This is a genomic window from Brevundimonas sp. 374 (assembly GCF_900102995.1).
GTDB classification, from domain to species: domain Bacteria; phylum Pseudomonadota; class Alphaproteobacteria; order Caulobacterales; family Caulobacteraceae; genus Brevundimonas; species Brevundimonas vesicularis_C.
The window spans coordinates 1-23,002 of record NZ_FNKT01000006.1; the positions used below are offsets into that span (position 1 = coordinate 1).

At 65.3% G+C, this 23,002-nt stretch carries 26 protein-coding genes and 1 rRNA gene; 8 read left to right on the forward strand and 19 right to left on the reverse strand.

Annotated features, from left to right (window positions below; genetic code table 11):
* From BLR19_RS12870 to BLR19_RS12890, 5 genes are all read right to left on the reverse strand, one after another.
* Positions 1-1,064: ribosomal RNA gene (locus BLR19_RS12870) — 16S ribosomal RNA — on the reverse strand; the annotation flags it as partial.
* 670 nt (positions 1,065-1,734) lie between these two features.
* Positions 1,735-1,935, reverse strand: coding sequence for a hypothetical protein (locus tag BLR19_RS12875; protein WP_091751771.1), 201 nt, complete (start codon positions 1,933-1,935; stop codon positions 1,735-1,737).
* A 54-nt stretch (positions 1,936-1,989) separates the two neighbouring features.
* A complete protein-coding gene (locus BLR19_RS12880; protein WP_091751774.1) occupies positions 1,990-2,280 on the reverse strand; it encodes a DUF167 family protein in 291 nt (96 codons plus the stop codon).
* Positions 2,281-2,356: 76 nt separating this feature from the next.
* Complete coding sequence (locus BLR19_RS12885; protein WP_091751778.1) at positions 2,357-3,286, reverse strand: electron transfer flavoprotein subunit alpha/FixB family protein; 930 nt, start codon at positions 3,284-3,286, stop codon at positions 2,357-2,359.
* Between the two features lies 1 nt (position 3,287).
* Positions 3,288-4,052 (reverse strand): electron transfer flavoprotein subunit beta/FixA family protein, encoded by a 765-nt coding sequence (locus BLR19_RS12890; RefSeq protein WP_091751781.1) that lies wholly within the window; start codon positions 4,050-4,052, stop codon positions 3,288-3,290.
* A gap of 116 nt (positions 4,053-4,168) precedes the next feature.
* On the opposite strand from BLR19_RS12890, the gene BLR19_RS12895 reads away from it, so the two are divergent.
* Positions 4,169-4,513: a hypothetical protein gene (locus BLR19_RS12895; RefSeq protein ID WP_055755047.1), complete on the forward strand. Its 345-nt coding sequence runs from the start codon at positions 4,169-4,171 to the stop codon at positions 4,511-4,513.
* 10 nt (positions 4,514-4,523) lie between these two features.
* On the opposite strand, the gene BLR19_RS12900 is transcribed toward BLR19_RS12895, so the two are convergent.
* On the reverse strand, positions 4,524-5,096 hold the full coding sequence (locus tag BLR19_RS12900; RefSeq protein ID WP_091752089.1) for a cob(I)yrinic acid a,c-diamide adenosyltransferase: 573 nt from the start codon (positions 5,094-5,096) through the stop codon (positions 4,524-4,526).
* 2 nt (positions 5,097-5,098) lie between these two features.
* Positions 5,099-5,302 carry a twin transmembrane helix small protein gene (locus tag BLR19_RS12905; RefSeq protein ID WP_055755048.1) on the reverse strand — a complete coding sequence of 68 codons (204 nt, stop codon included), beginning with the start codon at positions 5,300-5,302 and terminating at the stop codon, positions 5,099-5,101.
* Positions 5,303-5,458: 156 nt separating this feature from the next.
* On the opposite strand from BLR19_RS12905, the gene BLR19_RS12910 reads away from it, so the two are divergent.
* Positions 5,459-6,613, forward strand: coding sequence for a hypothetical protein (locus tag BLR19_RS12910; protein WP_091751784.1), 1,155 nt, complete (start codon positions 5,459-5,461; stop codon positions 6,611-6,613).
* A gap of 7 nt (positions 6,614-6,620) precedes the next feature.
* Here BLR19_RS12910 and polA read toward each other — a convergent pair whose 3' ends face one another.
* The 5 genes from polA to BLR19_RS12935 all read right to left on the reverse strand — a co-directional run bounded on the left by polA (position 6,621) and on the right by BLR19_RS12935 (position 11,290).
* A complete protein-coding gene (gene polA / locus BLR19_RS12915; protein ID WP_091752091.1) occupies positions 6,621-9,533 on the reverse strand; it encodes a DNA polymerase I in 2,913 nt (970 codons plus the stop codon).
* 37 nt (positions 9,534-9,570) lie between these two features.
* On the reverse strand, positions 9,571-10,188 hold the full coding sequence (locus tag BLR19_RS12920; protein ID WP_017505427.1) for a DUF6655 family protein: 618 nt from the start codon (positions 10,186-10,188) through the stop codon (positions 9,571-9,573).
* Complete coding sequence (locus BLR19_RS12925; RefSeq protein WP_091751787.1) at positions 10,188-10,628, reverse strand: VOC family protein; 441 nt, start codon at positions 10,626-10,628, stop codon at positions 10,188-10,190. The genes BLR19_RS12920 and BLR19_RS12925 overlap by 1 nt, the downstream gene beginning before the upstream one ends.
* 81 nt (positions 10,629-10,709) lie before the next feature.
* Complete coding sequence (locus BLR19_RS12930; protein WP_091751789.1) at positions 10,710-10,949, reverse strand: zinc-finger domain-containing protein; 240 nt, start codon at positions 10,947-10,949, stop codon at positions 10,710-10,712.
* Positions 10,950-11,005: 56 nt separating this feature from the next.
* Entirely contained in the window at positions 11,006-11,290 is a 285-nt protein-coding gene (locus BLR19_RS12935) for a hypothetical protein (RefSeq protein WP_255366663.1), read from the reverse strand.
* Between the two features lie 185 nt (positions 11,291-11,475).
* Between BLR19_RS12935 and BLR19_RS12940 the strand changes: the two genes are divergently transcribed.
* Positions 11,476-12,450: an ABC transporter ATP-binding protein gene (locus BLR19_RS12940; RefSeq protein ID WP_091751795.1), complete on the forward strand. Its 975-nt coding sequence runs from the start codon at positions 11,476-11,478 to the stop codon at positions 12,448-12,450.
* Here the strand turns inward: BLR19_RS12940 and BLR19_RS12945 are convergent.
* The 3 genes from BLR19_RS12945 to BLR19_RS12955 all read right to left on the reverse strand — a co-directional run bounded on the left by BLR19_RS12945 (position 12,447) and on the right by BLR19_RS12955 (position 14,974).
* The gene (locus tag BLR19_RS12945; RefSeq protein WP_091751799.1) at positions 12,447-13,328 is read right to left on the reverse strand and encodes an alpha/beta fold hydrolase; all 882 of its coding nucleotides are present in this window, start codon (positions 13,326-13,328) and stop codon (positions 12,447-12,449) included. The two genes, BLR19_RS12940 and BLR19_RS12945, sit on opposite strands and share 4 nt — an antisense overlap.
* Positions 13,329-13,391: 63 nt before the next feature.
* Positions 13,392-13,901: a D-glycero-alpha-D-manno-heptose-1,7-bisphosphate 7-phosphatase gene (locus tag BLR19_RS12950; RefSeq protein ID WP_091751802.1), complete on the reverse strand. Its 510-nt coding sequence runs from the start codon at positions 13,899-13,901 to the stop codon at positions 13,392-13,394.
* Entirely contained in the window at positions 13,898-14,974 is a 1,077-nt protein-coding gene (locus tag BLR19_RS12955) for an AGE family epimerase/isomerase (RefSeq protein WP_091751805.1), read from the reverse strand. Before BLR19_RS12955 ends, BLR19_RS12950 begins: the two co-directional genes overlap by 4 nt.
* Positions 14,975-15,150: 176 nt before the next feature.
* Between BLR19_RS12955 and BLR19_RS12960 the strand changes: the two genes are divergently transcribed.
* From BLR19_RS12960 to BLR19_RS12975, 4 genes are all read left to right on the forward strand, one after another.
* Positions 15,151-16,314 carry a DegT/DnrJ/EryC1/StrS family aminotransferase gene (locus BLR19_RS12960; protein ID WP_091751808.1) on the forward strand — a complete coding sequence of 388 codons (1,164 nt, stop codon included), beginning with the start codon at positions 15,151-15,153 and terminating at the stop codon, positions 16,312-16,314.
* Positions 16,315-16,318: 4 nt separating this feature from the next.
* Entirely contained in the window at positions 16,319-17,251 is a 933-nt protein-coding gene (locus BLR19_RS12965) for a Gfo/Idh/MocA family protein (RefSeq protein WP_091751812.1), read from the forward strand.
* Positions 17,252-17,298: 47 nt separating this feature from the next.
* On the forward strand, positions 17,299-17,802 hold the full coding sequence (locus BLR19_RS12970) for a hypothetical protein (protein ID WP_045810938.1): 504 nt from the start codon (positions 17,299-17,301) through the stop codon (positions 17,800-17,802).
* A 216-nt stretch (positions 17,803-18,018) separates the two neighbouring features.
* Positions 18,019-18,816 (forward strand): exodeoxyribonuclease III, encoded by a 798-nt coding sequence (locus tag BLR19_RS12975; RefSeq protein WP_091751815.1) that lies wholly within the window; start codon positions 18,019-18,021, stop codon positions 18,814-18,816.
* Between the two features lie 3 nt (positions 18,817-18,819).
* On the opposite strand, the gene BLR19_RS12980 is transcribed toward BLR19_RS12975, so the two are convergent.
* Positions 18,820-20,268 carry a MocR-like transcription factor YczR gene (locus BLR19_RS12980; protein ID WP_091751818.1) on the reverse strand — a complete coding sequence of 483 codons (1,449 nt, stop codon included), beginning with the start codon at positions 20,266-20,268 and terminating at the stop codon, positions 18,820-18,822.
* Between the two features lie 62 nt (positions 20,269-20,330).
* On the opposite strand from BLR19_RS12980, the gene BLR19_RS12985 reads away from it, so the two are divergent.
* Positions 20,331-20,918: a membrane protein YczE gene (locus tag BLR19_RS12985; RefSeq protein ID WP_091751821.1), complete on the forward strand. Its 588-nt coding sequence runs from the start codon at positions 20,331-20,333 to the stop codon at positions 20,916-20,918.
* A 48-nt stretch (positions 20,919-20,966) separates the two neighbouring features.
* On the opposite strand, the gene BLR19_RS12990 is transcribed toward BLR19_RS12985, so the two are convergent.
* From BLR19_RS12990 to BLR19_RS13000, 3 genes are read right to left on the reverse strand one after another with little or no spacing between them, the layout of a single operon-like run.
* Positions 20,967-21,728, reverse strand: a complete 762-nt coding sequence (locus BLR19_RS12990) for a S41 family peptidase (protein ID WP_091751824.1) — start codon at positions 21,726-21,728, stop codon at positions 20,967-20,969.
* 35 nt (positions 21,729-21,763) lie between these two features.
* Complete coding sequence (locus BLR19_RS12995; protein WP_091751827.1) at positions 21,764-22,270, reverse strand: hypothetical protein; 507 nt, start codon at positions 22,268-22,270, stop codon at positions 21,764-21,766.
* A gap of 41 nt (positions 22,271-22,311) precedes the next feature.
* Entirely contained in the window at positions 22,312-22,998 is a 687-nt protein-coding gene (locus BLR19_RS13000) for a response regulator transcription factor (protein WP_039246636.1), read from the reverse strand.
* Positions 22,999-23,002 lie beyond the last annotated feature (4 nt).

The window sequence follows — 23,002 nt, forward strand, 5'->3', positions numbered from 1 at the left end:
AATGGCGAGGGTTGCGCTCGTTGCGGGACTTAACCCAACATCTCACGACACGAGCTGACGACAGCCATGCAGCACCTGTGTCCTAGTCCCCGAAGGGAAAGCCACGTCTCCGTGGCGGTCCAGGCATGTCAAAAGGTGGTAAGGTTCTGCGCGTTGCTTCGAATTAAACCACATGCTCCACCGCTTGTGCGGGCCCCCGTCAATTCCTTTGAGTTTTAATCTTGCGACCGTACTCCCCAGGCGGATTGCTTAATGCGTTAGCTGCGTCACCGAAATGCATGCATCCCGACAACTAGCAATCATCGTTTACGGCGTGGACTACCAGGGTATCTAATCCTGTTTGCTCCCCACGCTTTCGAGCCTCAGCGTCAGTAATGAGCCAGTGTGTCGCCTTCGCCACTGGTGTTCTTCCGAATATCTACGAATTTCACCTCTACACTCGGAGTTCCACACACCTCTCTCATACTCAAGACACCCAGTATCAAAGGCAATTCCGAGGTTGAGCCCCGGGATTTCACCCCTGACTTAAATGTCCGCCTACGCTCCCTTTACGCCCAGTAATTCCGAGCAACGCTAGCCCCCTTCGTATTACCGCGGCTGCTGGCACGAAGTTAGCCGGGGCTTCTTCTCCGGGTACCGTCATTATCGTCCCCGGTGAAAGAATTTTACAATCCTAAGACCTTCATCATTCACGCGGCATGGCTGCGTCAGGCTTTCGCCCATTGCGCAAGATTCCCCACTGCTGCCTCCCGTAGGAGTTTGGGCCGTGTCTCAGTCCCAATGTGGCTGATCATCCTCTCAGACCAGCTACTGATCGTCGCCTTGGTGAGCCTTTACCTCACCAACTAGCTAATCAGACGCGGGCCGCTCTAAAGGCGATAAATCTTTCCCCCGAAGGGCACATTCGGTATTAGCACAAGTTTCCCTGAGTTATTCCGAACCTAAAGGCACGTTCCCACGTGTTACTCACCCGTCCGCCACTAACTCCGAAGAGTTCGTTCGACTTGCATGTGTTAGGCCTGCCGCCAGCGTTCGCTCTGAGCCAGGATCAAACTCTCAGGTTGAGTTGACTTCTGACCTAAGCTTGAAGACCACCGAAGCGGTCTTGGCATTAGTTCTACGTATTTTATTGACGAGTTCCCACGTCATCGATCCAAAGACCGACGCATGGTATCTTTTCAAAAAGACCGCAGATAGTCAGTGTCGTATGATGACCTTCTAGGGTCATCGCAAGAACACCGCCGCCTGCGTTTCTCTTTCCAAATCAACAATGTCAAAGACCTGGAACCTCCGGAGAGGCCCGACCGTTTAGCGCCGTGTCGTCGGCGGAGGCGGCGATTTAGAGAACCGCAAACCCCGTGTCAACCGCTCTTTTCAGAGATCTTTCGGAGAGAAGAGCGAACCCTTCAGACCGCAAGAAACCACCGGAGGAAAGCGAGGCTTACCTCTAAAAACCCGTCGGCGATTCGATTGGAGCGCGGAACCTAGTTAAACCAACCGATGAAAGCAAGAAGTTTTTCGCTTCTTTCTTCCGTGAAACCGTGAGGACCTAAACCCCCGCGGCCCCGCCGGCCGGCCCGTTTCCGAGCGAGGCGGCTCTATACGGAGAGGCGGATTTGTCAGCAAGCGGATTCTGACCAACAAGGGGAAGTTTCTCGAAGACTCATGATCGGCGATCAGGAATCGTAATCCTCGAGCCTTTTTCAAGCCCGTAAATACAGGCGTTTCGCCTTCTCAGGCCCCGCCGAGACGCGACATCAGTTCGGGATCCTGCTCGGAGGCCACGACCTCATTGTCGAATGCGCGTTGGGCATCCGCCTCGTCCGCAAAAGTCGCCGGCTCGGACAGCCGCAGGCTTGAAACCGCATAGACATCGCCCTTCTGCTCGAGCGTCACGCCGCTGCGGGCGTGGAGGATGCGGGCGTCCATCGTCATTGGGCTGGTCTCCTGTTCCGATGCAGAACGCACCAATCGGCCGGATGGCTCTCCTCAATCGCCAGAAAGGCCGTCGACGAGGCGCGAGCGCAGCTCTTCGTCATCCAGGCCCTGCACAACAATCATCTTCAAACGTGATTGAGCGCCGCGTCCCGCGCTGATCGACGACTTCGGCACGCAAAGGCTTTTGGCCAGCATCCGGATTAGGGCGTCGTTGGCCTCTCCCTCGATCGGACGGGCGCGGACGCGCACCTTGAGCACGGGTCGTCCCTCGGCGTCGGTCGCCCAGCCATCAATGCGATCGGCCGCAGCGCCAGGCTGCAGCCTTATGGGCAAGTTCGCCATGCCGTCCTCTACGGGCAAGAAAAAGGGCGCGGCTCCGATCGGCGCCGCGCCCTCTTCAGATCGATTCGACCTGGGCCTAGCCCAAGGCGGCCATCAGTTCCGGCACCACCGTCTTGTAGTCGCCGACCAGACCATAGTCCGCGACCTGGAAGATCGGGGCGTCCGCGTCCTTGTTGATGGCGACGATGGTCTTGGAGTCCTTCATCCCGGCCAGGTGCTGAATCGCGCCCGAGATGCCGATGGCGATGTAGAGCGCCGGGGCGACCACCTTGCCGGTCTGACCGACCTGATAGTCGTTGGGCGCATAGCCGGCGTCGACCGCTGCGCGCGAGGCGCCGATGGCGGCGCCCAGCTTGTCGGCAAGCGGCTCCATCACGGCATGGAACTCGTCCGCCGAGCCCAGGGCGCGACCGCCCGAGACGATGATCTTGGCGGCGCCCAGTTCGGGCCGGTCCGACTTGACCATTTCCTCGGACACGAAGGCCGTCTTGGGCGCATCGGCGCCGGCGACGCTCTCGACCGCAGCCGATCCGCCCTCGGCGGCGGCGGCGAAGGCGGTCGGGCGCACCGTGATCACCTTCTTGGCGTCGGCCGACTGGATCGTCTCCAGCGCATTGCCGGCATAGATGGGGCGCACGAAGGTATCGGCCGACACCACCTCGATGATGTCCGAGATCGGCGCGACATCCAGCTTGGCGGCCAGACGCGGGGCGAAGTTCTTCCCGTCCGTTGTCGCAGGCGTCAGGATGGCGTCGTAGCCCCCGGCCAGCGGCAGGACGGTCGCCTCGACCGCCTCAGCCAGCATCTTGCCCAGACCGGCGCTATCAGCCAACAGTACCTTGCGGACGCCCGCGATCTTGGCGGCGCTATCGGCGGCGGCCTGCGCCCCCTGCCCCAGGACCAGAACGTCCACATCGGACGAGAGGCCCAGCGCGGCGGTCACGGTCTTGTGGGTGGTGTCGCGAACGGTCGAACCGTCGTGATCGGCGATGACGAGGACAGCCATATTACAGCGCTCCCGCAGACTTGAGCTTGGAAACCAGTTCGGCCGCATCGGCCACCTTGACGCCAGCCGACCGTTTGGGCGGCTCGGTGACCTTGATGACCTTCAGACGGTCGGCGACATCGACGCCGTAGTCGGCGACCGCCTTCATGGCGATCTCCTTCTTCTTGGCCTTCATGATGTTCGGCAGGGAGGCGTAGCGCGGCGTGTTCAGCCGCAGGTCCACCGTCACCACCGCCGGCAGTTCGGCGGCGATCGTCTGCAGGCCGCCATCGACCTCGCGCGTCACCGTGGCCTTGCCGCCTTCGATCACCAGCTTGCCGGCGAAGGTCGCCTGGGGCCAGTCCAGTAGGGCGGCCAGCATCTGGCCCACCGCATTGTTGTCGCCGTCGATCGACTGTTTGCCCATCAGGACCAGGTCGGGCTTTTCTTCCTCGACCACCGCCTTCAGCAGCTTGGCGACCGCCAGCGGCTCCAGGTCCGTATCCGACTGGATCAGCAGCCCCCGATCCGCGCCCATGGCCAGCGCCGTGCGGATCGTTTCCTGGGCCTGGGTCACGCCAATGGAGACCACGACGATTTCCGTCGCGGTGCCGGCCGCATGGTGTTCCTTGCCTTCCTTCAGACGAACCGCCTCTTCGACGGCGATCTCGTCGAAGGGGTTCATGCTCATCTTGACGTTGGCCAGATCGACGCCCGACTGATCCGCCTTGACGCGGGCCTTGACGTTATAGTCGATCACCCGTTTGACGGGGACGAGTACCTTCATGGGTCTATCCGTGAAATCGCCTGAATGTGTGGGCAGGACATGGAGCGGTCGCGAAGGCCTGTCAACGTAACGTGGGGTCAAGCTGTGGCTTCGATCCCTATCCAACGGACCACGAGATGAAGCGTTTCCTGACCTTTCCCCGCCTGGCGATGATCTTCTTCGGCCTGTTCGGCATCACGGTCGTCGGGATTTTTGCCTTGCAGGACTATTGGGTCGCGCCCGGCAAACGCTGCGAGGCGGCCGGAAAATGGTACGACATGGAAAGCCGCATCTGCGCCCAGCCTATCTCCATCGCCCAGATCACCGGCCGCCCCAATGGCGTGTCGCGCGCCGAGGCTTCGGCCGAGAAGAACCGGGAGCTGGTTCGCATCGAACAGGACCTCGCCGCCCAGAGCCGCGCCCGCGCCGCAGAGGCCGAGCGTCAGAAAGCCGCACTGGCGGCGGCGCGTCCCGCCGCCTGACCGGTTTCGCCTAGCGGGTCGCGCCGGGCTTCCATTTGATGTCGCTGGCACCGTTGGCGTTGGCGCGTCGAGCAGCGACGAACAGATGGTCGGACAGGCGATTCAGATATTTGACCGCCTCGACGTTCACGGCCTCGCCGTTTTCGATCAGGCGCACCGCCTCGCGTTCGGCCCGTCGGCAGACAGTGCGCGCGACATGCAAATGGGCCGACAAGGGGGCGCCGCCCGGCAGGATGAAGCTGTCGAGCGCCTTCAGGCTCTCGTTCATCCAGTCGATTTCCTGCTCCAGCCGCGCAACCTGGCTCTCGACGATGCGCAAGGCCTCCCAGGCCGGCGGCGGGCCCAGAGGCGTGGCCAGATCGGCGCCCAGGTCGAACAGCTCATTCTGGATCCGGCCCAGCATGGCGTCGATCCGGTCGTTCTGGCCGCTGTTCAGCCGGGCGACCCCGATCACCGCGTTCAGCTCATCGACCGCGCCATAGGCCTCGACCCTGGCGTCGCTCTTGGACACCGGCGCGCCAGACGCCAGACGCGTGCGACCGTCGTCGCCCGTGCGGGTGTAGATTTTGTTCAGCGTCACCATGATCAGGCTCCCTGCGTCGCCTTCCACATCATGCCGACGACCAGCAGAATGACGGCGACCGCCTGAAGCCCGACGCGCAGCCGCATCAGCTTGTTGGAATGGCTGCGCGCATAGTCCCCGCCCCGGAACAGCGAATAGAGGCCGAAGCCCAGCGTGATGGTCACGGCCAGGATCGCGAGGATGATCAGAATGTCGAAAATCTGCATGCCGTCGTTCTAGACCCGGATCGCCGTCACGCGCCAGCGCAGCGCTCAGAGACCTTTTCGGTGAGAGGGGTCGAACGGCAGAAATTCGCGGACCGCAGATATTTTATTTCCCGAGCTAAGCCATTTGGTGACGATTGTTGGCGTAACGTCAGCGCCATGACTGATCGCGCCGTCCGCAACCTGGAGCATCTCAAGAGCTCGGCCTCCACAGCTCGCGTGCTGAATTTGTTGCGCGTGTGGGAGGAGAACGGCGACAGCGCGCCCGACGGCGCCGTGCGCAATCCCGACTGGGCGGCGCGTCCAATCTTCCGTACGGCGGCGCTGAACCGCGCCCTGATCATCAAACATCGTCTCCGGCGCAACGAGACCGATCTGTTCACCGGCCGACGGCAGGTCGCGACCAAGGTCGTCATCCCCATCGACGATGCGGACCTGAAGACCGGCGGCCGATACGTCTTCGTCAATCAGATCGGCTTCGAGCGGATGATGATGGAGGCGTTCGGCGTTGCGCCCAACCACCCCGATATCGAAACCCTGCGCCTGATCGACAAACTGCCGTCGCTGGACCCCTTTTTGCTGCGGGAGCAGTTGCGTCGCGGCGGCCTGGACCCCTCGCCCTGCTACTTCTCGATCAGCGACAGTGATCTTCAGCGCATGCTGGCCTTCGTCCGCAGCGAGATCGAGCCGCTGGTGACGCTGAGCCTGGGCGCGGATACCGTGGCCGTGAATTCGGACTCCGCCGGGCGGATGGCGTCCAAGATTCTGTCGAACACGCCCGGCGATCAGCTGGACGCCCTGAGACTGACGCTGCGCCTGGCGCCCGAACAGTATCAGGAGGGCGTCTTCTGCTGGAAAGGTTTCCTCTATTACAAATGGACGCTCGCCGCCCTGCTGGGCGAGGTCGCCGGTGTCGCCGAGGCCGTGCGAACCATCAAGCCCGTCGGCAAGGTCGATCGTGCCGCCAAGGAATATCTGGCGCGCAGCCGCGATGTCCTGCGCGGTCGCATCATCAAGACCTGCGACGAGGTCAGTAGAACCTTGCGGGTCTATGACGACGCCTACGCCAAACTGACCCAGGAAGGCCGCCCCATCGCCTTCCGCGACTTCCTGCTGGACGCCCCGTCCATGTTCGCCAAGCTGGGCGACCAACTGGGCGCCGTCCAGCACATCGTCAGCTACTGGCGCTTCCGCTTCGGCCCGTCGGCCTCTCCGGTGAACGTCGAGGAGCTGATGGACATCTTCATGGATTTCGAAACCGGCCTGCTCGGCCGTGGCGAACTCCCAGACGACATCGGCATGATCGCCGCCTAGCCCGTTCCTAGTGCGCCGCGTCCCAGTTCGAGGCCGCGCGGGCATCCACCACCAGCGGAACTGTCAGGGCCACGGCTGGGTCCGACGCGTTTTCCATCACGCGTTTGATGACGGCGATGGCGCGGTCGGCCTCGGCTTCCGGCGCCTCGAACACCAGTTCGTCGTGAACCTGAAGCAGCATGCGCGCGCCGAGGCCGGCGTCGGTCAGGGCGGCAGGCATGCGGATCATGGCGCGGCGGATGATGTCGGCGGCCGCGCCCTGGATCGGGGCGTTGATGGCGGCGCGCTCGCCGAACTGGCGCTCGGCGCCGGACTTGGAGTGGATGGCCGGGATGTGGATTCGGCGGCCGAAGACGGTCGAGACGAAGCCGGTCTGGCGCACCTCGGCCTTGGTCTTGTCCATATAGGCGCGGATGCCGGGGAACCGTTCGAAATAGGTCTTGATATAGGCCCCCGCCTCGCCCTGATCGATGCCCAGCTGGTTGGCTAGGCCGAAGGCCGAAATGCCGTAGACGATGCCGAAGTTGATGGCCTTGGCGCGCCGGCGGGTCTCGGACGGCATGCCCTCGACCGGGACGCCGAACATCTCGGACGCCGTCGCCGCGTGAATATCCAGTCCCGCCTTGAAGGCGCGCTTCAGCTCGGGGATGTCGCCGATATGGGCCAATAGGCGCAGCTCGATCTGGCTGTAGTCGGCACTGATCAGGACATTGCCGGGCGCGGCGATGAAGGCCTGGCGGATCTCGCGGCCCGTCTCGGTGCGGATCGGGATGTTCTGCAGGTTGGGATCGCTGGACGCCAGACGGCCCGTGGTGGCGGCGGCCAGCTGATAGCTGGTGTGCACCCGGTCGGTCTTGGGATCAGCGGCGGCGGTCAGGGCATCCGTATAGGTGCCCTTCAGCTTCGACAGCTGGCGCCAGTCCAGGATGGCGCGCGGCAGATCGTGGCTGAGAGCCAGTTCCTCCAGCACGCTGGCGTCGGTGCCCCACTGACCCGAGGCGGTCTTCTTGCCGCCCGGCAGGTTCAGTTCGCCGAACAGGATCTCGCCGATCTGGCGCGGCGAGCCGATGTTGAAGGGCCGTCCGGCGATCTCATGGGCCTGGGCCTCCAGCTCGGCCATGCGAAGGCCGAACTCGCTGGACAGCCGCTTCAGCCGGTCGGGATCGATGCGAACCCCATTCAACTCCATGTCCGCCAGCACCGTCGGCATGCCGCGCTCCAGCGTCTCATAGACGGTGGACAGGCCCTCACGCGCCAGACGGGGTTTCAGAATACGCCATAGCCGCAGGGTCACATCCGCATCCTCGGCGGCATATTCCGAGGCCGGTTTCAGCGCGACGTGCCTGAAGGATTTCTGGCTCTTGCCAGTACCCGCCACGCTCTTGAACGGGATCGGCTCGTGGCCCAGGTGCAGGCGCGCCAGCTCGTCCATGCCGTGCCCGTGCAGTCCGCCCTCCAGCACATAGGAGATCAGCATCGTGTCGTCATAGGGCGCGACGCGTATGCCTCGACGCGCCATGACGGCGATGTCGTATTTGGCGTTCTGAAGCACCTTCAGGACCGACGGGTCTTCCAGCAGCGTCTTCAGCTTGGCCAGGGTCGTGGGCTTATCCAGCTGATGGATCGGCTCCGGCGCCTCGCCCGCTTCGCCGAAGAGACCGCCCTCGCCGGCCTGCGGCTCGTGCTCGTGCGTCAGGGGGATGTAGCAGGCCTCATTCGGCCCCACCGCCAACGACACGCCGCACAGGCCCGCATGGGTCGCCGACAACGTATCGGTCTCGGTGTCGAAGCCGACGACGCCGACCTCGGTCGCACGCGCGATCCAGCGATCCAGCGCCTCTTCAGTCTGAACGCATTCGTAGGCTGCGTGATCGAAGGTCTGAACCTCGGCCGGACCTTCGACGACCTGGCCGTAGCGAGGCGTCGCGACCGGCGCGTTCAGGTTCGGCGCGCGCTTGGGCGCAAAGGCGGAGACGTCGCTGGGCCCGGCCTTGCCGTCGCCAACGCGGCGCTGCAGCGAGCGGAACTCCATCGTCTCCAGAAAGGCCGACAGGATCGCGGGATCGGGATCGCGCACGGCGAAATCGTCAATCGCCTCGGGCGCCGGCGCATCGCAGGTCAGGCGCACCAGCTCGCGGGACAGACGGATCTGGTCGGCGAAGTCGATCAGAGTCTGGCGGCGCTTGGGTTGTTTGATCTCACCGGCGTTGGCCAGCAGGGTGTCCAGATCGCCGTATTCGTCCAGCAGCTGCGCCGCCGTCTTCGGTCCGATGCCTGGCGCACCGGGGACGTTGTCCACGCTGTCGCCGATCAGGGCCTGAAGATCGACCATCTTCTCAGGCGCAACGCCGAACTTTTCGAAGACCTCGGGCTCGGCCAGACGCCGGTCCTTCATCGGATCCCACATCACAACGCCGCCGCCGATCAGCTGCATTAGATCCTTGTCCGACGAGACGATCACCGCCTCCCCGCCTGCATCGCGCGCCTTGCAGGCGTAGGTGGCGATCAGGTCGTCGGCTTCATAGCCGGGCAGTTCGACGCAATGCACGCCGAACGCCGCCGTCGCCTCGCGCACCAGCGGGAACTGCGGGATCAGATCTTCGGGCGGCGGCGGGCGGTGGGCCTTGTATTGATCGTACAGGGTGTTGCGGAACGTCTTTTCCGAGTGGTCGAAGATGGCCACGAGATGGGTCGGACCATCGGCGCCCTTCATGTCCTTCAGCAGCTTCCACAACATGTTGCAGTAGCCCTGGACCGCGCCGACCGGCAGGCCGTCGGACTTTCTCGTTAATGGCGGCAGGGCGTGATAGGCGCGAAAGATGTAGGCCGAGGCGTCGATCATCCACAGCCGCAGCGCAGGGCCGTCCTGCGTCATCGGGCGTTCGGTCTCTGGATTTTCGGGCGCAGTCGTCTCGGTCATGGCCGGAACATAGGGCTCCAACGCCCCCGCGTCAGCGTCAGAATTCGGTCCAGCTCGATCCGGGATCGCGTTGACCCGGCTGGGCCTGCTGCTGACCCCAGGACACGACCATGAAGGCCTTGTGGCTGCGGATGCGATAGGTGCCGATCATCGGCACCACGGCGCCCAGCGGGGCACCGGTCTTGGCTTCGTAGAGGAAGCCGGAGAACTCGGCGACCCCGACCCGGTCGCGGTGGCTGTAGACCGACAGTTCCGGCAGGGAGACGACGTTGAAGGTCTCGTTGATCGGGATCCGCATCTCGGGAATGCCGAAGACGCGCCGCATCTGCTCCAGCGAAAGCGCGCCCGCGCGGATTTCGAACACGGCGTTCGCCTCGTCCTTGTTGCGGGCCAGGCTGAAACCGGCGTCCGAGATCGCCCCCCGGATCGCGCTGACGGCGTAGCGTGTGCCCTCGCCCTGGAAGTAGGCGTCGTCGATGAAGACCGAAGCGCCCGTCGGCAATGGCAGGACCAGCCCCTCGACCGCCCGGTCCGAGGCGCGCGCCAAGAGCAGCTGCTCCGTCGCCGTGCGGCCGGTGTTGCTCTCGGTGGTCGAGGCGCAGGCCGACAGCACGACCGCCGCAACCGTCAGCAGAGCCGCCGTCCGCGCCGTCATCACCAGGCGCCGACGTTCGGCATGGAGGCCCAGGGCTCGGCCGGCGCCAGCGACGCGCCTTCCTGAAGCAATTCGATGGAGATGCCGTCGGGCGAGCGGACGAAGGCCATGTTGCCGTCGCGCGGCGGACGGTTGATCGTCACCCCGCCGTCCATCAGCTTCTGGCAGGCGGCGTAGATGTCATCGACCTTGTAAGCCAGATGACCGAAGTTGCGGCCGCCCTGATACTCTTCCGGATCCCAGTTGAAGGTCAGCTCGACCTCGGGGCAGCGTTCCGCCGCCGACTGTTCCAGATTCTTGGGCGCTGCGAGAAACACGAGCGTGAACCGGCCCGCCTCGTTCTCGGTGCGGCGCACCTCCTGCAGACCCAGAAGGTCGCAATAGAAGTGCAGCGAGGCGTCGATGTCCTTTACCCGGACCATGGTGTGCAGATAGCGCAAGGCTCGTCTCCGTCCGAACAGCGTGTCAGCCGTCTATAGACCCAACCGCCGCAACACCGCGATTGAACTGAGGTTACGGTCTCAGTGGGCCTCGGGCGCGCGGGCGGCGGGGCTCAGATATTCGTTCTCGTCGTGGGTCTGGGCCGACAGGACGAAACGCCGGTCGCAATAGCCGCACTCGATGAAGTCGTCCTCACCCATGTCCATATAGACTAGCGGATGACCCAGGGCCCCGCCGCCGCCGTCGCAGGCCACGCGTTTGGTCGAGACGACGATCTCTTCGGGCGGCGGGATGATGGCGTCGGAATGGCGGGGAGGCATGGTCCGGTCCGGGTCTGAAAGGCTTGCGCGCTTCCTAGGCGGCGCAGGCCTGAAGGTCAAACCTCGGCGGTCCGGCGACCCAGCAGCCGGTTCAGCATCGCCTTGCGCTTCTTGAACAGCGTCAGGCCCAGACAGGCCGCGCCGACCCACAGACCGATCTCGCCGATCAGCAGCAGGGCGGCGCCGGCGATGGCGGCATGTGTCATCTCGATCTGACCGGTCTTGCCCGCCAGCAGCGCCAGTCCTCCACCGACATAGCCGATGGCGCAGACCGCCATGGCGACGAAGCCGATCAGGCGGGTGCGGGTCAGAGGCGTCTTGGCTTTTTGAACGGGGGTCACGGCGATCTCCATCAAGGTCGGTTGTCTTTATGACAAGCAAGCTAGACACATAGATGGGTGGCGTCAAGCACCATTGACACATGGACAGGTCTGCTTGTCGGATGGCGTCGGCGAGACAGGTTGGCGATTGCGGTCACTCGCCCTACCTATGCCGCTCGCCGTCCCGTCCGAGTGAATAGCCGACCATGTCAGAGACCCCCGCCCTGCCCGACAACGCCATCGAGGTGCGGGGACTGAAGAAGACCTATGCCGGATCCAAGAAGGCCGCGCCCAAGACGGCCCTGCGCGGCGTCGATCTGGTCATTCCGCGCGGCTCGGTCTTCGGCCTGCTGGGCCCGAACGGCGCCGGCAAGTCGACTCTGATCAACATCCTGGCCGGGGTGGTGAAGAAGTCCGAGGGCTCGGTGACCATCTGGGGTCGCGACATCGACAAGGAGCCGCGCGACGCCGCCGCCGCTCTGGGCGTCGTGCCGCAGGAGATCGTCGCCGACGTCTTCTTCACCCCGCGCGAATCGCTGGAGGTGCAGGCGGGCTTTTACGGCGTGCCCAAGGACGAGCGGCGGTCCGACGAACTGCTGGCTGCGCTGGGCCTGTCGGACAAGGCCAACGCCTATGTCCGCGCCCTGTCCGGCGGCATGAAGCGCCGCCTGATGGTGGCCAAGGCCCTGGTCCACAATCCGCCCATCCTGATCCTGGACGAGCCGACGGCCGGCGTGGACGTCGAACTGCGTCGCCAGCTGTGGGCCTACGTCCGCCGCATCAACGAAGAGGGGGTGACCATCGTCCTGACCACCCACTATCTCGAGGAGGCCCAGGAGCTTTGCGACACCATCGCCATCGTCAACCGGGGCGAAGTGGTGGCCTGCGAGCCGACGCCGCAGCTATTGCGCCGTCTGGACAGCCGAAATGTCGTCGTGACGCCGGAAACGCCCCAGGCGACGCCGCCGGCGCTGGCCGGTTTCGAGGTGACGCCCCGTCCGGGCGGCGCCTTCGCGGTCGCCTACAAGAAGGGGCAGTCGTCGGTCGAGCAGGTCATCAACGCCGTGCGCGCCGCCGGCGTCACCATCGCCGACATCACCACCGAAGATCCGGACTTGGAGGACGTCTTCCTGGCCCTGACCTACGGTGACATGTCGCGGGTCGATCCGACCAGGGACTAATCGACCTCGGCTAGGAATTCGAAGATCGCCGCCTTGGCCTCGGCCTCGTCCAACATGGGCGCGTGGCCGATGCCGGGAACCTCGACATAGGCCATGGTCGGGGCCGCCTTTTTCATCCGCGCGGCGATGTCGGCGCTCAGCAGATCCGAGCCGGCGCCCCGCACCAGCAGCGTCGGCTTCTTCTTCGCGAGGCGTCGGAACATGGGCCACAGGTTCGGGACCAGCGCCTTGGCGCCCGCCGCTCGGATCGGCACGGCGATGTCGGGATCGTAGTCCAGCGCGATCTCGCCGTCGGGCTGCTGGCGGAAAATGCGCCGGGCGAAGGCGTCCCAGTCCGCATCGGTATAGTGCGGGAAGGCCACCGCATTGATCCGCTTCGCATAGGCCGTCGCATCGGCCCAGGAGCCGATCTCGACCGGCTGGCCGCTGTAGGCGGCGATGCGCGCCAGACCTTCCGGCGCCACCTCCGGCCCGATGTCGTTCAGGATCGCGGCGACCACCGCCTTGGGCCGCATCGCCGTCAGCGCCATGGTGATCAACCCGCCCATGGAGGTGCCGACGAAGACCGCTTTATCGATCCCGGCCTGCTCCATCAGGGCCAGCACGTCGCGCGCATAGACGTCGGGCATATAGGTCATGGGGTCGGGCGCACGGTCCGACAGGCCGCGCCCGCGCACATCCACCGCCAGCACCCGCCGCCCGCTCTGGGCTAGCAGTGGCGCGATGGCTTCGAAATCGGCGCTGTTGCGGGTCAGGCCGTGGATGGCGATCACCGGGGGACGCGCGACGCCGGAACCGGGCGCATAATCCCGCGCAAAGAGCGTGAGCCCATCCGGCGAGGTCCAGCGGCGTTCAACGAATGGATAGGGCGCGCTCATTGGCGATGTCCTCCGATTTTGGCTCAAAATAATTCACCAAGCGAGGAAATGCGACGCCCGGTCTTAGAGACCGACCACATCGCGCACGAAGGCGTCCAGATCTCCGCCTTTGAAAAGGTAGCCCGCCACCCCGGCCCGCTCACCGGCCTGCAGATCCCGCTTCTGATCGCCGACGATGAATGACTGCGTCGGGTCCAGATCATGCTCTTCGATGGCGCGCAGCAACATGCCCGGATTGGGCTTGCGATCAGGGTGGTCGGGATGGCGATAGCGCGCCTCGATCGCCTCGGGATGGAAGGGCGCGGAATAGACGGCGTCGATGATCGCCCCCTTTTCGGCCAGTCGCGCGACCAGCAGATCGTTGAAGGCGTTCATCGTCTCTTCGCTGAACAGGCCTCGCGCCACACCCGACTGGTTCGTCACGATCACGGTGCGATAACCGGCCTGGTTCAACCGCCGCACCGCCGCCGCCGCGCCCGGGATCAGCGTCAGATGCTCCGGACGATGCGGATAACCGCTGTCCTCGATCAGCACCCCGTCCCGATCCAGAAAGGCGGCGGGCCAGCGGGTCATGCGTTGCTCCGAAGCAGTTCAGAAAAGGCGGTCATCAGGTGGTAGAGGCTGGAGGCGGGCGCCGCCGCATCGTGCGAGCGGCCTTGGGCGTCGTAGCTGTCCACCCAGAGGCCCGGCACAGCGGTGGCCAGATGCGTGTCGAACACGGCGGCGATCATTGCCGAAACGCCTGCGTCGCCAAAACTCAACCCCGTGCGGATGGCCTCGGTTTGGGCCCAAAGACGGCGTCCGTCATCCAGCACCTCTCCCGTCGGGCCGATCTCACGGATGGCGAACCCGTCGCGATAACCCTGCGCCGCCGCTCGACGATGCAGCGCCGCGGCCAAATCTGAGTCGTCCCCGGCCTGTTTCAGCAGCCAGGCCCATTCTTCGAGGTGGCCCGGCTCGATCACACGACCCGTCGCCGGATCGGCGGACCAGTCCTCGGTGAAGTATTCGCGGATCGCGCCGTCGATCAGGAAGCGGTGTTTGCACAGGTCCAGCGACACCCGCGCCGCCGCCTCGAACGCGGGATCGGGCGCAATCGCCTGCCAGGCGAGCGTGGCCTCCAGCATATGCATGTGGGGATTTTGACGACGCGGCAGGCGTGGCGGCAAAGCCTCTTCCCATCCTCCCTGCGAAGACGCCATCAACCGATCGATCGCAGCCAGCGTCTCAAGCGCCAGAGGCCGCGCTCGCGCATCATCCAGGACGCGGTTCGCCGCCGCGAGCGCGAACAGGACGAAGGCCAGGTCGTAGAGATCGGGCGTCTCATCGACCACCACGCCGTCGTCATCGGTCGCCGAGACCCAGAGGCCGTCGTCACGCCGGCGGTCGGCTATCAGTTGATCCAGCCCGGCCTTGGCCACCGCACGGCCCTGCGCCCATCCCAAGGCGGCCGCTTCGCAGAACACATAGATCTGACGCGCCTGAACCCGCGTGCGACGACGAAGGCCGGTCACCGGCCGGCCGTCGAAATCCAGTTGCTCGAAGAAGCGCCCCTGAGCGTCCACGCCCCGCTCGGCCCACAGCGGCAGGACATGGTCGAACAGCCAGTTCGAGACCCTGGTCCGGGTGGCGGAAAGCGTCGTCATGGCGCTGGCTTAGGCCGCAAGCCGACGGGCGCCAAGACCTGTGTGCGGTAGCAAAGGGCAACGCGATGTGACGCCGCGCGATTTGGCCCGCGCGCCCGATCTTGCTAGGACGACCCGACATTCGCGGCCCGCCTGTCCGGCCGCCGCCCCCGATTCCCCCGTGGAGAGCGTCCCCCATGATCCCCTTCATCGACCTTCAGGCCCAGCGCCAGCGCCTCGGCGGCAAGATCGAGGCCGCCGTTCAGGAAGCCGTTGTCGGCGGCGCCTGGGTCATGGGTCCGCAGGTCCGCCAGTTCGAGGCCGACCTCGCCGCCTTCGGTCAGGCCAAACACGCCTTGGGCTGCGGCAACGGCACCGACGCCCTGATCCTGCCGTTGATCGCCTGGGGCGTTCGCACCGGCGACGCCGTCTTCTGCCCCAGCTTCACCTTCACGGCCACGGCCGAGGTCGTGCCGTGGCTGGGCGCCTCGCCCGTGTTCGTGGACGTCGACGCCCACACCTACAATATGGACCCGGCCAAGCTTGAGGCGGCCATCGAAGCGGTCAAGGCCGAAGGTCGCCTGACGCCCAAGGTGGTCATCGCCGTCGATCTGTTTGGTCAGCCGGCCGACTATCCCGCCATCCGCGCTATCTGCGACCGCCACGGGCTCAAGCTGATCTCGGATTCGGCGCAGGGCTTCGGATGCACCCTGAACGGCGACCATCCGCTGAAGTGGGCCGATGTCACCACGACCAGCTTCTTCCCGGCCAAGCCTTTGGGCTGCTACGGCGACGGCGGGGCGGTGCTGACAGACGACGACGATCTGGCTCAGGAAATGGATTCCCTTCGCGTGCACGGCAAGGTCGTCGCCAAGGACCTGGAGGCCGGCGCCGCCGCCTTCGCCCACGACCCCAAATATCTGGCCATGCGCATCGGCATGAACAGCCGGCTGGACACCATCCAGGCCGCCATCCTGATCGAGAAGCTGAAGGTCTTCGGTCAGGAGATCGAGTGGCGCAACCGGATCGCCGCCCGCTACAACGAACGCCTCGCACCCCATGTCTCGGCCGTGCCCCACGTCATCGACGGCGGCGTTTCCATCTGGGCGCAATACACGATCGAGCATGAGGATCGCGACGGGCTGGCCGCGCACCTGAAGGATCGCGGCGTGCCCACCGCCGTCTATTATCCGGTGCCGATGCACATGCAGCCGGCCTATCAGCGCTTCCCGCAGGGCGCGGGTGGCCTGCCCGTCACCGAACGACTGAGGGACCGGGTCCTCAGCCTGCCGATGCACGCCGATCTGGACGAGGCGACCCAGGACAAGGTCGTCGCCGCCGTCGCCAGCTACAAGGGCTAAGCCGATGCCGAATACTCCCGCCCTCAAGATCGGCGTCGCCGGCGTCGGTGTCATGGGCCGCAACCATGCGCGCGTCGCGGCCGAGATGCGCGAGTTCGATCTGACCACCGTCTTCGATCCCGATGCGGTGACGGCCGAGGGCGTCGCCGCCGCGTATGGCGCATCGCCCGTCACGGCGGCTGAAGCCTTCGTCGATGCCGGTCTGGACGCCGCCATCGTCGCCACGCCCAACCGATTCCACGCCGAAATCGGCGTCGCCCTGCTGGAAAAGGGCGTCCACGTTCTGGTGGAAAAGCCGATCGCCGCCAGCGTCGCCGACGCCCAGCGCATGATCGATGCGGCCAAGGCCAATGACCGCGTTCTGATGGTCGGTCAGGTCGAGCGCTTCAATCCTGCGGTCGAAACCGTCAAGCGCGCCGTCGCCGACGACGACATCATCTCGATCCAGATAACCCGCGTCGGTCCCTTCCCGCCCCGCATGGGCGAGGTCGGCGTGGTCATCGACCTGGCGGTGCACGACATCGACATCATCCGACACCTGACGGGCTCCGAGATCGTCGAGGTCCAGCCGCAACTGGCCCGCACGCGCGCGGACCGCGAGGACACGGCCTTGCTTCAGTTCCGCCTGGACAGCGGGGTGATCGCCCACATCACCACCAACTGGGTCACCCCCTACAAGACCCGCACGCTGCAGGTCGCGACCAAAACCAAATTCATCGTCGCCGATCTGATCACGCGCCAGGTCACCGAATATTTCGGCCAGCAACCGGACGGCTCCTATTCGACCCGGATGCTGAACAGCTGGCCGGCCGAACCGCTGAAAAAAGAACTGGAGGCCTTCGCCCGCGCCATCACGACCGGCGAAACACCGGCCGTCACCGGCGAAGACGGTCTGCGCAATCTCGAGGTCGCGCTGCGCTGCCTCGGCGAGCACTGATCGGGTCAGGCCCCGTTCTCGCCGCAAAACCTGAGGAAGAGAAACGTATGCGCCGTATCACCGCCACCGCTCTCGCCCTGATCGCCGTTGGTTCGGCGGCGGCGCCCGCCCATGCGGACACCCGCTACCTGGCCTATAATGCATCGGACAGAATAACCCAGGCGCTGACCAAGGGCGTCACCTTGCAGGTGCGGCGCGGTCTGTTCGGCGCGGTGCAGGTCGAGCGTCTGTTCTCCACTACTGCACGCGGCACTGCGGGCTTCACGCGCGGCGGACCGGACGCCGCGCGACGCGTTTTGCCGCAAGGCGCTGAGGAAAACGACATCTACGCCATCGATCAGGATGGCGACGGCCGCGGCCTGTCGCGCGCCCTGTGTCCCGGCGCCGACGAGGTTTGGCTGATCATGGGCCGCGTGCGTGCGCCCCGTCCCCTGACCATGCAGGCTGTGGGTCGGTGGTCGGACGGCGCCTATCGGCACTGCGTGACGCTCAGCTACGACTGGCGCGGCGAATGGGCGACGGCGCCGCAGGCGCAAACGCCGCGAGACTGATCCGCGTCCTGACTGTTTCATAATCAGCACGCGCAAGCGTCGATTGTGACGGTTTGACTTTTATGCTCACCAGTGACACTTTGAGCACAGGAACGGCGGCGGCCGTTCTACCGCCCTGGAATATCCCCCTCCCCGGCGGCGAGAGAGACGAACCTCCCAGAGCCCGGCCCGTCGCGGCCGGGCTTTTTTTACGCCGCGCGCCTGCTAGACGGGGGCATGACCCTTCGCCTCGCCACCTGGAACATCAACTCCGTCCGCCTGCGCATCGACCAGGTCGCCCGTTTCGTCGCCGAACGCGCGCCAGATGTCCTGATGCTGCAGGAGATCAAATGCACCACGGACCAGTTCCCGCGCGGCGCCTTCGAGGAGATGGGCCTGCCCCACCTTCGCGTGGCGGGCCAGAAGGGCTGGCACGGCGTCGCGATCGCCAGCCGCCTGCCCCTTGAGGACAGCGACACATTCCAAGTCTGCAAACTGGGTCATGCGCGCTGCGTCTCGGCCCGCGTGTCCGGCATCGATGTGCAGAACTTCTATATCCCGGCCGGCGGCGACGTTCCCGACCGGGCCCTGAACCCCAAGTTCGATCACAAGATGGACTTCTACGAACAGCTGACCGCCATCGTGGCCAGGCAGGACAGGTCTCGCCCTCTGGTCATGGCCGGCGACTTCAACATCGCACCGGGAGAGGGCGATGTCTGGAACCACCGTTATATGTCCAAGATCGTCAGCCACACGCCGATCGAGGTGGAGACCCTGAACCGGCTTCAGGAGACGGGCGGTTTCGCCGATGTGCTGCGCGACCGTTTCCCTGAGCCCCAGAAACTGGCCAGCTGGTGGAGCTATCGCGCCGCCGACTTCCGCAAATCGAATCGCGGTCTGCGCCTGGACCACATCTGGACGTCGCCCGGCCTGACCCCCGCCGTGGTGAAGGACACCGCCCGCATCCACGACGATGTCCGCGAGTGGGATCGTCCCAGCGACCATGCGCCGGTCACGGTCGATCTGGACGTCTGATCCTCAATAGACGGCGACCGGCTTGACCGACGCCGGCGCCTTTCGCCCCCGGCCGACCTTTCTGGCGGCGCGCCCGAGCCGGATCACCGCCTCGTCCAGCTGATCTTCCGGCAAAGTATAGGGCAGGCGCAGCCGGCGTTCGAAGGCGCCATCGACGCCGAATCGCGGACCGGCGGCGAGGCGCAGGCCTTCGGCCTCGGCCGCGATCGTGAGAGCGGAACTGATCGGCTGCGGCAGCCGCGCCCATAGAGACAGGCCTCCAGCCGGGCGCGGACAGACCCAGTCAGGCAGTTTTTCAGCGAGCCGCGCCCGCAGATGATCCCGCCGGGCGCGCAAGAGGGGCCGGCGCGCCGCCAAGGCCTTGCCGCCGTCGTTCAAAAGTTCGACCGCCGCCAGCTGCTCCAGGATCGGAACGCCCAGATCGAAGCTGGCGCGACTTTGGGCCAGACGTTGGATCACCGCCCGGTCAGCGCGAATCCAACCGATCCGCAAACCACCCCACACGCTCTTGGACATCGAACCCAGTCTGACGATCCGCGGCGCATCGACGGCCGAGGCGCTGAGCGCCGGCGGTCCGCTCAAGGTCAGTTCGACCAGGGTCTCGTCCAGCACCAGCAGAGTCTCCGACCCCTTCAGCCCCGCCAGCAAGCGCGTCCGGTCCGCCGCTCGCATCATCCGCCCGGTCGGATTGTTGTGGTCCAGCACCAGATAGGCCATCGCCGCGTTGCTGCTTCGGCAGGCCGCAATCAGACCCTCGACATCCCAACCCTCCTCGCCCTCGCCGTCCGGCAAGGCGACGGGCACGGCGCGACCGCCCGCCGCCAGGATGGCGTCGATCGCCTGCGGATAGGTGGGATGGTCGAACACCACCGGGGCGCCGGGGCGCGTCGTCAGGCGCAGCAGATGGACCAGTCCGTTGTGCGCGCCATGCGTGATCAGAATCTGCCCCGACGAGGTCGCCAGGCCGCGCCGCCGATAGCCGGCCGCCACCGCCTCACGCAGTTCCTCCAGCCCCGCCGTCTCATAACCATGTCCTGGCAGGTTCGCCGGCAACCGCTCCAGCGCCCGCACATAGGCCGCATGCACATTGGGATCGGCCGGCAGGACGGCGGCGGTCAAGTCGATCAGGCCGGGCTTGTCCGTTTGCGTCGCCTCGTGACGTGGCGTCGGTCCGTTCGGCAGGCTGGTGCGTGCAGCGGCGCCCTGCCCGCCAGTCAGGAACTCGTCATCCCGCAAGCGTCCGTAGGCGGCCGAGACGGTCGTTCGGCTCAAGCCCAGCGCTTGGGCCAGTTCCCGCTCGCCCGGTAACCGCGCCGCCAAAGGCAGTCGTCCGTCCAGAATCAGCAGTCGTACCGCACCCGCCAGCTGTCGATAGGCCGCGCCCGCGCCCGGCGACCGCCAGGCGCCGAGATGGCGCGTTAGAGAAACAAGACCGATCGACCGCGACGACATGAGGCCAGAATGGCATAACTGGCTCTATTTTCGATAGCCAGTTTGGCGCATCAGATCGATTTATGACCCGTCGCCTGATCCAGCTCTTCGCCGGCCTTTTTCTCTACGGCCTGTCCATCGCCCTGATCGTCCGCGCCGATCTCGGGTTGGATCCGTGGGATGTGCTGAACCAAGGGGTGTTCGAGCGGTTTGCGAAACCCGCCGGGATCAACTTCGGTCTGGTGGTCAATCTGATCGGTATGGCCGTGTTGCTGCTATGGATTCCCCTGCGCCAGAAGCCAGGGATCGGGACCGTCGCCAATGTGCTGGTCATCGGCACGGTCGCCAATTTCGGCCTGGACTGGATCCCGTCCGACCTGGACCTACCGCTCCGGGCCGGCCTACTGATCGGCGGCATCGTCCTGAACGGCGTGGCCAGCGGGGCCTATATCGGCGCAGGCCTCGGTCCCGGCCCCCGCGACGGCCTGATGACCGGCATCGTTGCGCGCACAGGCTGGCCGGTGAAATGGGTGCGGACGGCCATCGAACTAGCCGTTATCGCCGTCGGCTGGCTGTTGGGCGGCTCGGTCGGGGTGGGCACGGTGCTCTACGCCCTGGCCATCGGCCCGCTGGTCCACGTCTTCCTGCCGCTTTTCACGATCCGCCGATAACTTCCGTCAGCCTTGGGCCGTCCGCCGGTTTGATCGAGGTGAAGCGGCCTAATGCGAAAGTCGTCGCATCAAGGCCTTCACGGCCTTGGCGTGACCATGGTCCAGATCGCCCTCGGGATAGAGGTCGATGCGGACCTGCGGCGTCAGCCCGCGTCCTTCAAGCAGATGGCCTTGCGGATCGACGTAAAGCTCCATGGGCATGGCGAAGCGCCAACCATTGGCGAGAACCACGGGGCTCTGATCCGAAAACGCGCCTCTCGTCCGGGTCCCGGCGTGCGTGACATTGGGCAGAACCGTCATCATCTGGCTGAATGTCTCGCCGGCGCTGACGGTGATATCGCTGGTCAGAAGCCAGACAGGGCCGTGATAGCCCGGTCGATCCGAGGGTCGCACCTCCACGACCTGCGGAGCGACGCCCGATCCCCAGCCCCTCTTGGTGTAGGCGACGCGCGGCTGGTCGGCGAAACGCGACGCGATCAACCGGCTGACAGAGTCATAACCGCCGCGATTGTTGGACACGTCCACGATGACTGCTCGCGTCCCGTCGAAAGCGATCATCGCTTCGTCCAGCGCGGCTTCCAGCGGCTCTGTGGAAGCGGCGTCCTCGGCGTCGAACCCTCCCATGGTCACGATCGCCAGATAGCCTACGCCGTCGTTCACATCCCAGAAGACCCGATTGTTGGCGACGGCGTGACCTTCACCGTCAAGGATGGTCTGAAGGACGCCTTCGCGCCACGCGCCCAGCCACGCTCTCTCGGGTCTTGGCTCGGAGCGGGCGTTGACCGCGTCCAGGGTTCGTCCGCTCGACACCTGAAGGTCCTGATCGCGGCCTTCGATTTCTGCGCTCAGTTCGATATGTGCGTCATCCAGTCCTGATAGAAGGTCGGCGGCGGCGGCGAACGCCTGAGGGGGGTTGGCGTCTGTGAAAGACGCCTAAGCACCTCGCTGCGACGGGCTTGGAAATCGATCTTTCGAGCCTCGAAACCGGGATAGTAGGCCTGCATCAAATCCGAGATGGCCAGGACGGCGGCACGGTCGCTCGAATCTGGATGTTGGCAGGCCGGGGGCAAAGCCGGCAGCCTGTCGAACACATAGATGCTCGCCTGATCGTCGTGCGCTTCGGTCAAGCCTATGCCGCCAGCCACGGCGACGACGGCGGCGAAGCTGTCTTTCAGATCTTCCCCATCAGGGTCGGGCCAGCAGACCCCGCCAGCCTCGTGATAGACCCGGAGGTCTTGCCCGGCGCGGACGATCACCAGGCCATAGCCGCGCGATCGGAATACGCCGTCCGGCGCCACGGACGGCATCGGTGATTGCTGGAGCAAGGCGGCGAGGGCGAAGGCGGCGATCATGCCGTTTCATCGCCTGCGCGAACGCTGTCGTCCAGGCGCTTTCAGGGTTGAAGTCGATACCCGCCCGCATCGGTCAGCAGCAGACGCGCATGGCCCGGTTCCGGTTCGATCTTCTGGCGCAGGCGATAGATATGGGTTTCCAGCGTATGGGTCGTGACCCCGGCGTTGTAGCCCCAGACCTCGGTCAGCAACTCTTCGCGCGACACCGGTTTGGCCCCGGCGCGATAGAGGTATTTCAGGATATTAGTTTCCTTCTCGGTCAACCGCACCTTCTTGCCCTTTGAGTCCATCAGCACCTTGGCGGCGGGCCGGAACTCGTAGGGGCCGATGGTGAAGACGGCGTCTTCCGACTGTTCATGGCTGCGCAGATGGGCGCGGATGCGCGCCAGCAGCACGGCGAACCGGAAGGGCTTGGTGACATAGTCGTTGGCCCCGGCGTCCAGACCCAGGATGGCGTCGGCGTCCGCCGATTGCGCCGTCAACATGATCACCGGGGTCGAAACCCCGTCCTTGCGCAACAGGCGACAGGCCTCGCGGCCATCCATGTCGGGCAGATCGACGTCCAGCAGGATCAGGTCGGCGCGGATCTCGCGCCCCATCCGCACCCCGTCCGTGGCGGTCGACGCCTGCTGGGTGCGAAACTCCTCGTGCAGGTTCAGCTGCTCGGCCAGGGCCTCGCGCAGGTCGTCGTCGTCGTCGATGATCAGAATGGTCTTGGGCGTAGGCATGGGA

Bases quoted from the DNA above. Each gene is read 5' to 3' on its own strand.
- BLR19_RS12905 (WP_055755048.1), bottom strand. From the start codon at position 5,302: ATGCAGATTTTCGACATTCTGATCATCCTCGCGATCCTGGCCGTGACC.
- BLR19_RS13000 (WP_039246636.1), bottom strand. From the start codon at position 22,998: ATGCCTACGCCCAAGACCATTCTGATCATCGACGACGACGACGACCTG.
- BLR19_RS12880 (WP_091751774.1), bottom strand. From the start codon at position 2,280: ATGGCGAACTTGCCCATAAGGCTGCAGCCTGGCGCTGCGGCCGATCGC.
- polA (WP_091752091.1), bottom strand. From the start codon at position 9,533: ATGACCGAGACGACTGCGCCCGAAAATCCAGAGACCGAACGCCCGATG.
- BLR19_RS12895 (WP_055755047.1), top strand. From the start codon at position 4,169: ATGAAGCGTTTCCTGACCTTTCCCCGCCTGGCGATGATCTTCTTCGGC.
- BLR19_RS12920 (WP_017505427.1), bottom strand. From the start codon at position 10,188: ATGACGGCGCGGACGGCGGCTCTGCTGACGGTTGCGGCGGTCGTGCTG.
- BLR19_RS12965 (WP_091751812.1), top strand. From the start codon at position 16,319: ATGCCGAATACTCCCGCCCTCAAGATCGGCGTCGCCGGCGTCGGTGTC.
- BLR19_RS12910 (WP_091751784.1), top strand. From the start codon at position 5,459: ATGACTGATCGCGCCGTCCGCAACCTGGAGCATCTCAAGAGCTCGGCC.
- BLR19_RS12890 (WP_091751781.1), bottom strand. From the start codon at position 4,052: ATGAAGGTACTCGTCCCCGTCAAACGGGTGATCGACTATAACGTCAAG.
- BLR19_RS12940 (WP_091751795.1), top strand. From the start codon at position 11,476: ATGTCAGAGACCCCCGCCCTGCCCGACAACGCCATCGAGGTGCGGGGA.
- BLR19_RS12950 (WP_091751802.1), bottom strand. From the start codon at position 13,901: ATGACCCGCTGGCCCGCCGCCTTTCTGGATCGGGACGGGGTGCTGATC.
- BLR19_RS12985 (WP_091751821.1), top strand. From the start codon at position 20,331: ATGACCCGTCGCCTGATCCAGCTCTTCGCCGGCCTTTTTCTCTACGGC.
- BLR19_RS12945 (WP_091751799.1), bottom strand. From the start codon at position 13,328: ATGAGCGCGCCCTATCCATTCGTTGAACGCCGCTGGACCTCGCCGGAT.
- BLR19_RS12975 (WP_091751815.1), top strand. From the start codon at position 18,019: ATGACCCTTCGCCTCGCCACCTGGAACATCAACTCCGTCCGCCTGCGC.
- BLR19_RS12995 (WP_091751827.1), bottom strand. From the start codon at position 22,270: ATGATCGCCGCCTTCGCCCTCGCCGCCTTGCTCCAGCAATCACCGATG.
- BLR19_RS12900 (WP_091752089.1), bottom strand. From the start codon at position 5,096: ATGGTGACGCTGAACAAAATCTACACCCGCACGGGCGACGACGGTCGC.
- BLR19_RS12980 (WP_091751818.1), bottom strand. From the start codon at position 20,268: ATGTCGTCGCGGTCGATCGGTCTTGTTTCTCTAACGCGCCATCTCGGC.
- BLR19_RS12970 (WP_045810938.1), top strand. From the start codon at position 17,299: ATGCGCCGTATCACCGCCACCGCTCTCGCCCTGATCGCCGTTGGTTCG.
- BLR19_RS12885 (WP_091751778.1), bottom strand. From the start codon at position 3,286: ATGGCTGTCCTCGTCATCGCCGATCACGACGGTTCGACCGTTCGCGAC.
- BLR19_RS12960 (WP_091751808.1), top strand. From the start codon at position 15,151: ATGATCCCCTTCATCGACCTTCAGGCCCAGCGCCAGCGCCTCGGCGGC.
- BLR19_RS12930 (WP_091751789.1), bottom strand. From the start codon at position 10,949: ATGCCTCCCCGCCATTCCGACGCCATCATCCCGCCGCCCGAAGAGATC.
- BLR19_RS12875 (WP_091751771.1), bottom strand. From the start codon at position 1,935: ATGACGATGGACGCCCGCATCCTCCACGCCCGCAGCGGCGTGACGCTC.
- BLR19_RS12955 (WP_091751805.1), bottom strand. From the start codon at position 14,974: ATGACGACGCTTTCCGCCACCCGGACCAGGGTCTCGAACTGGCTGTTC.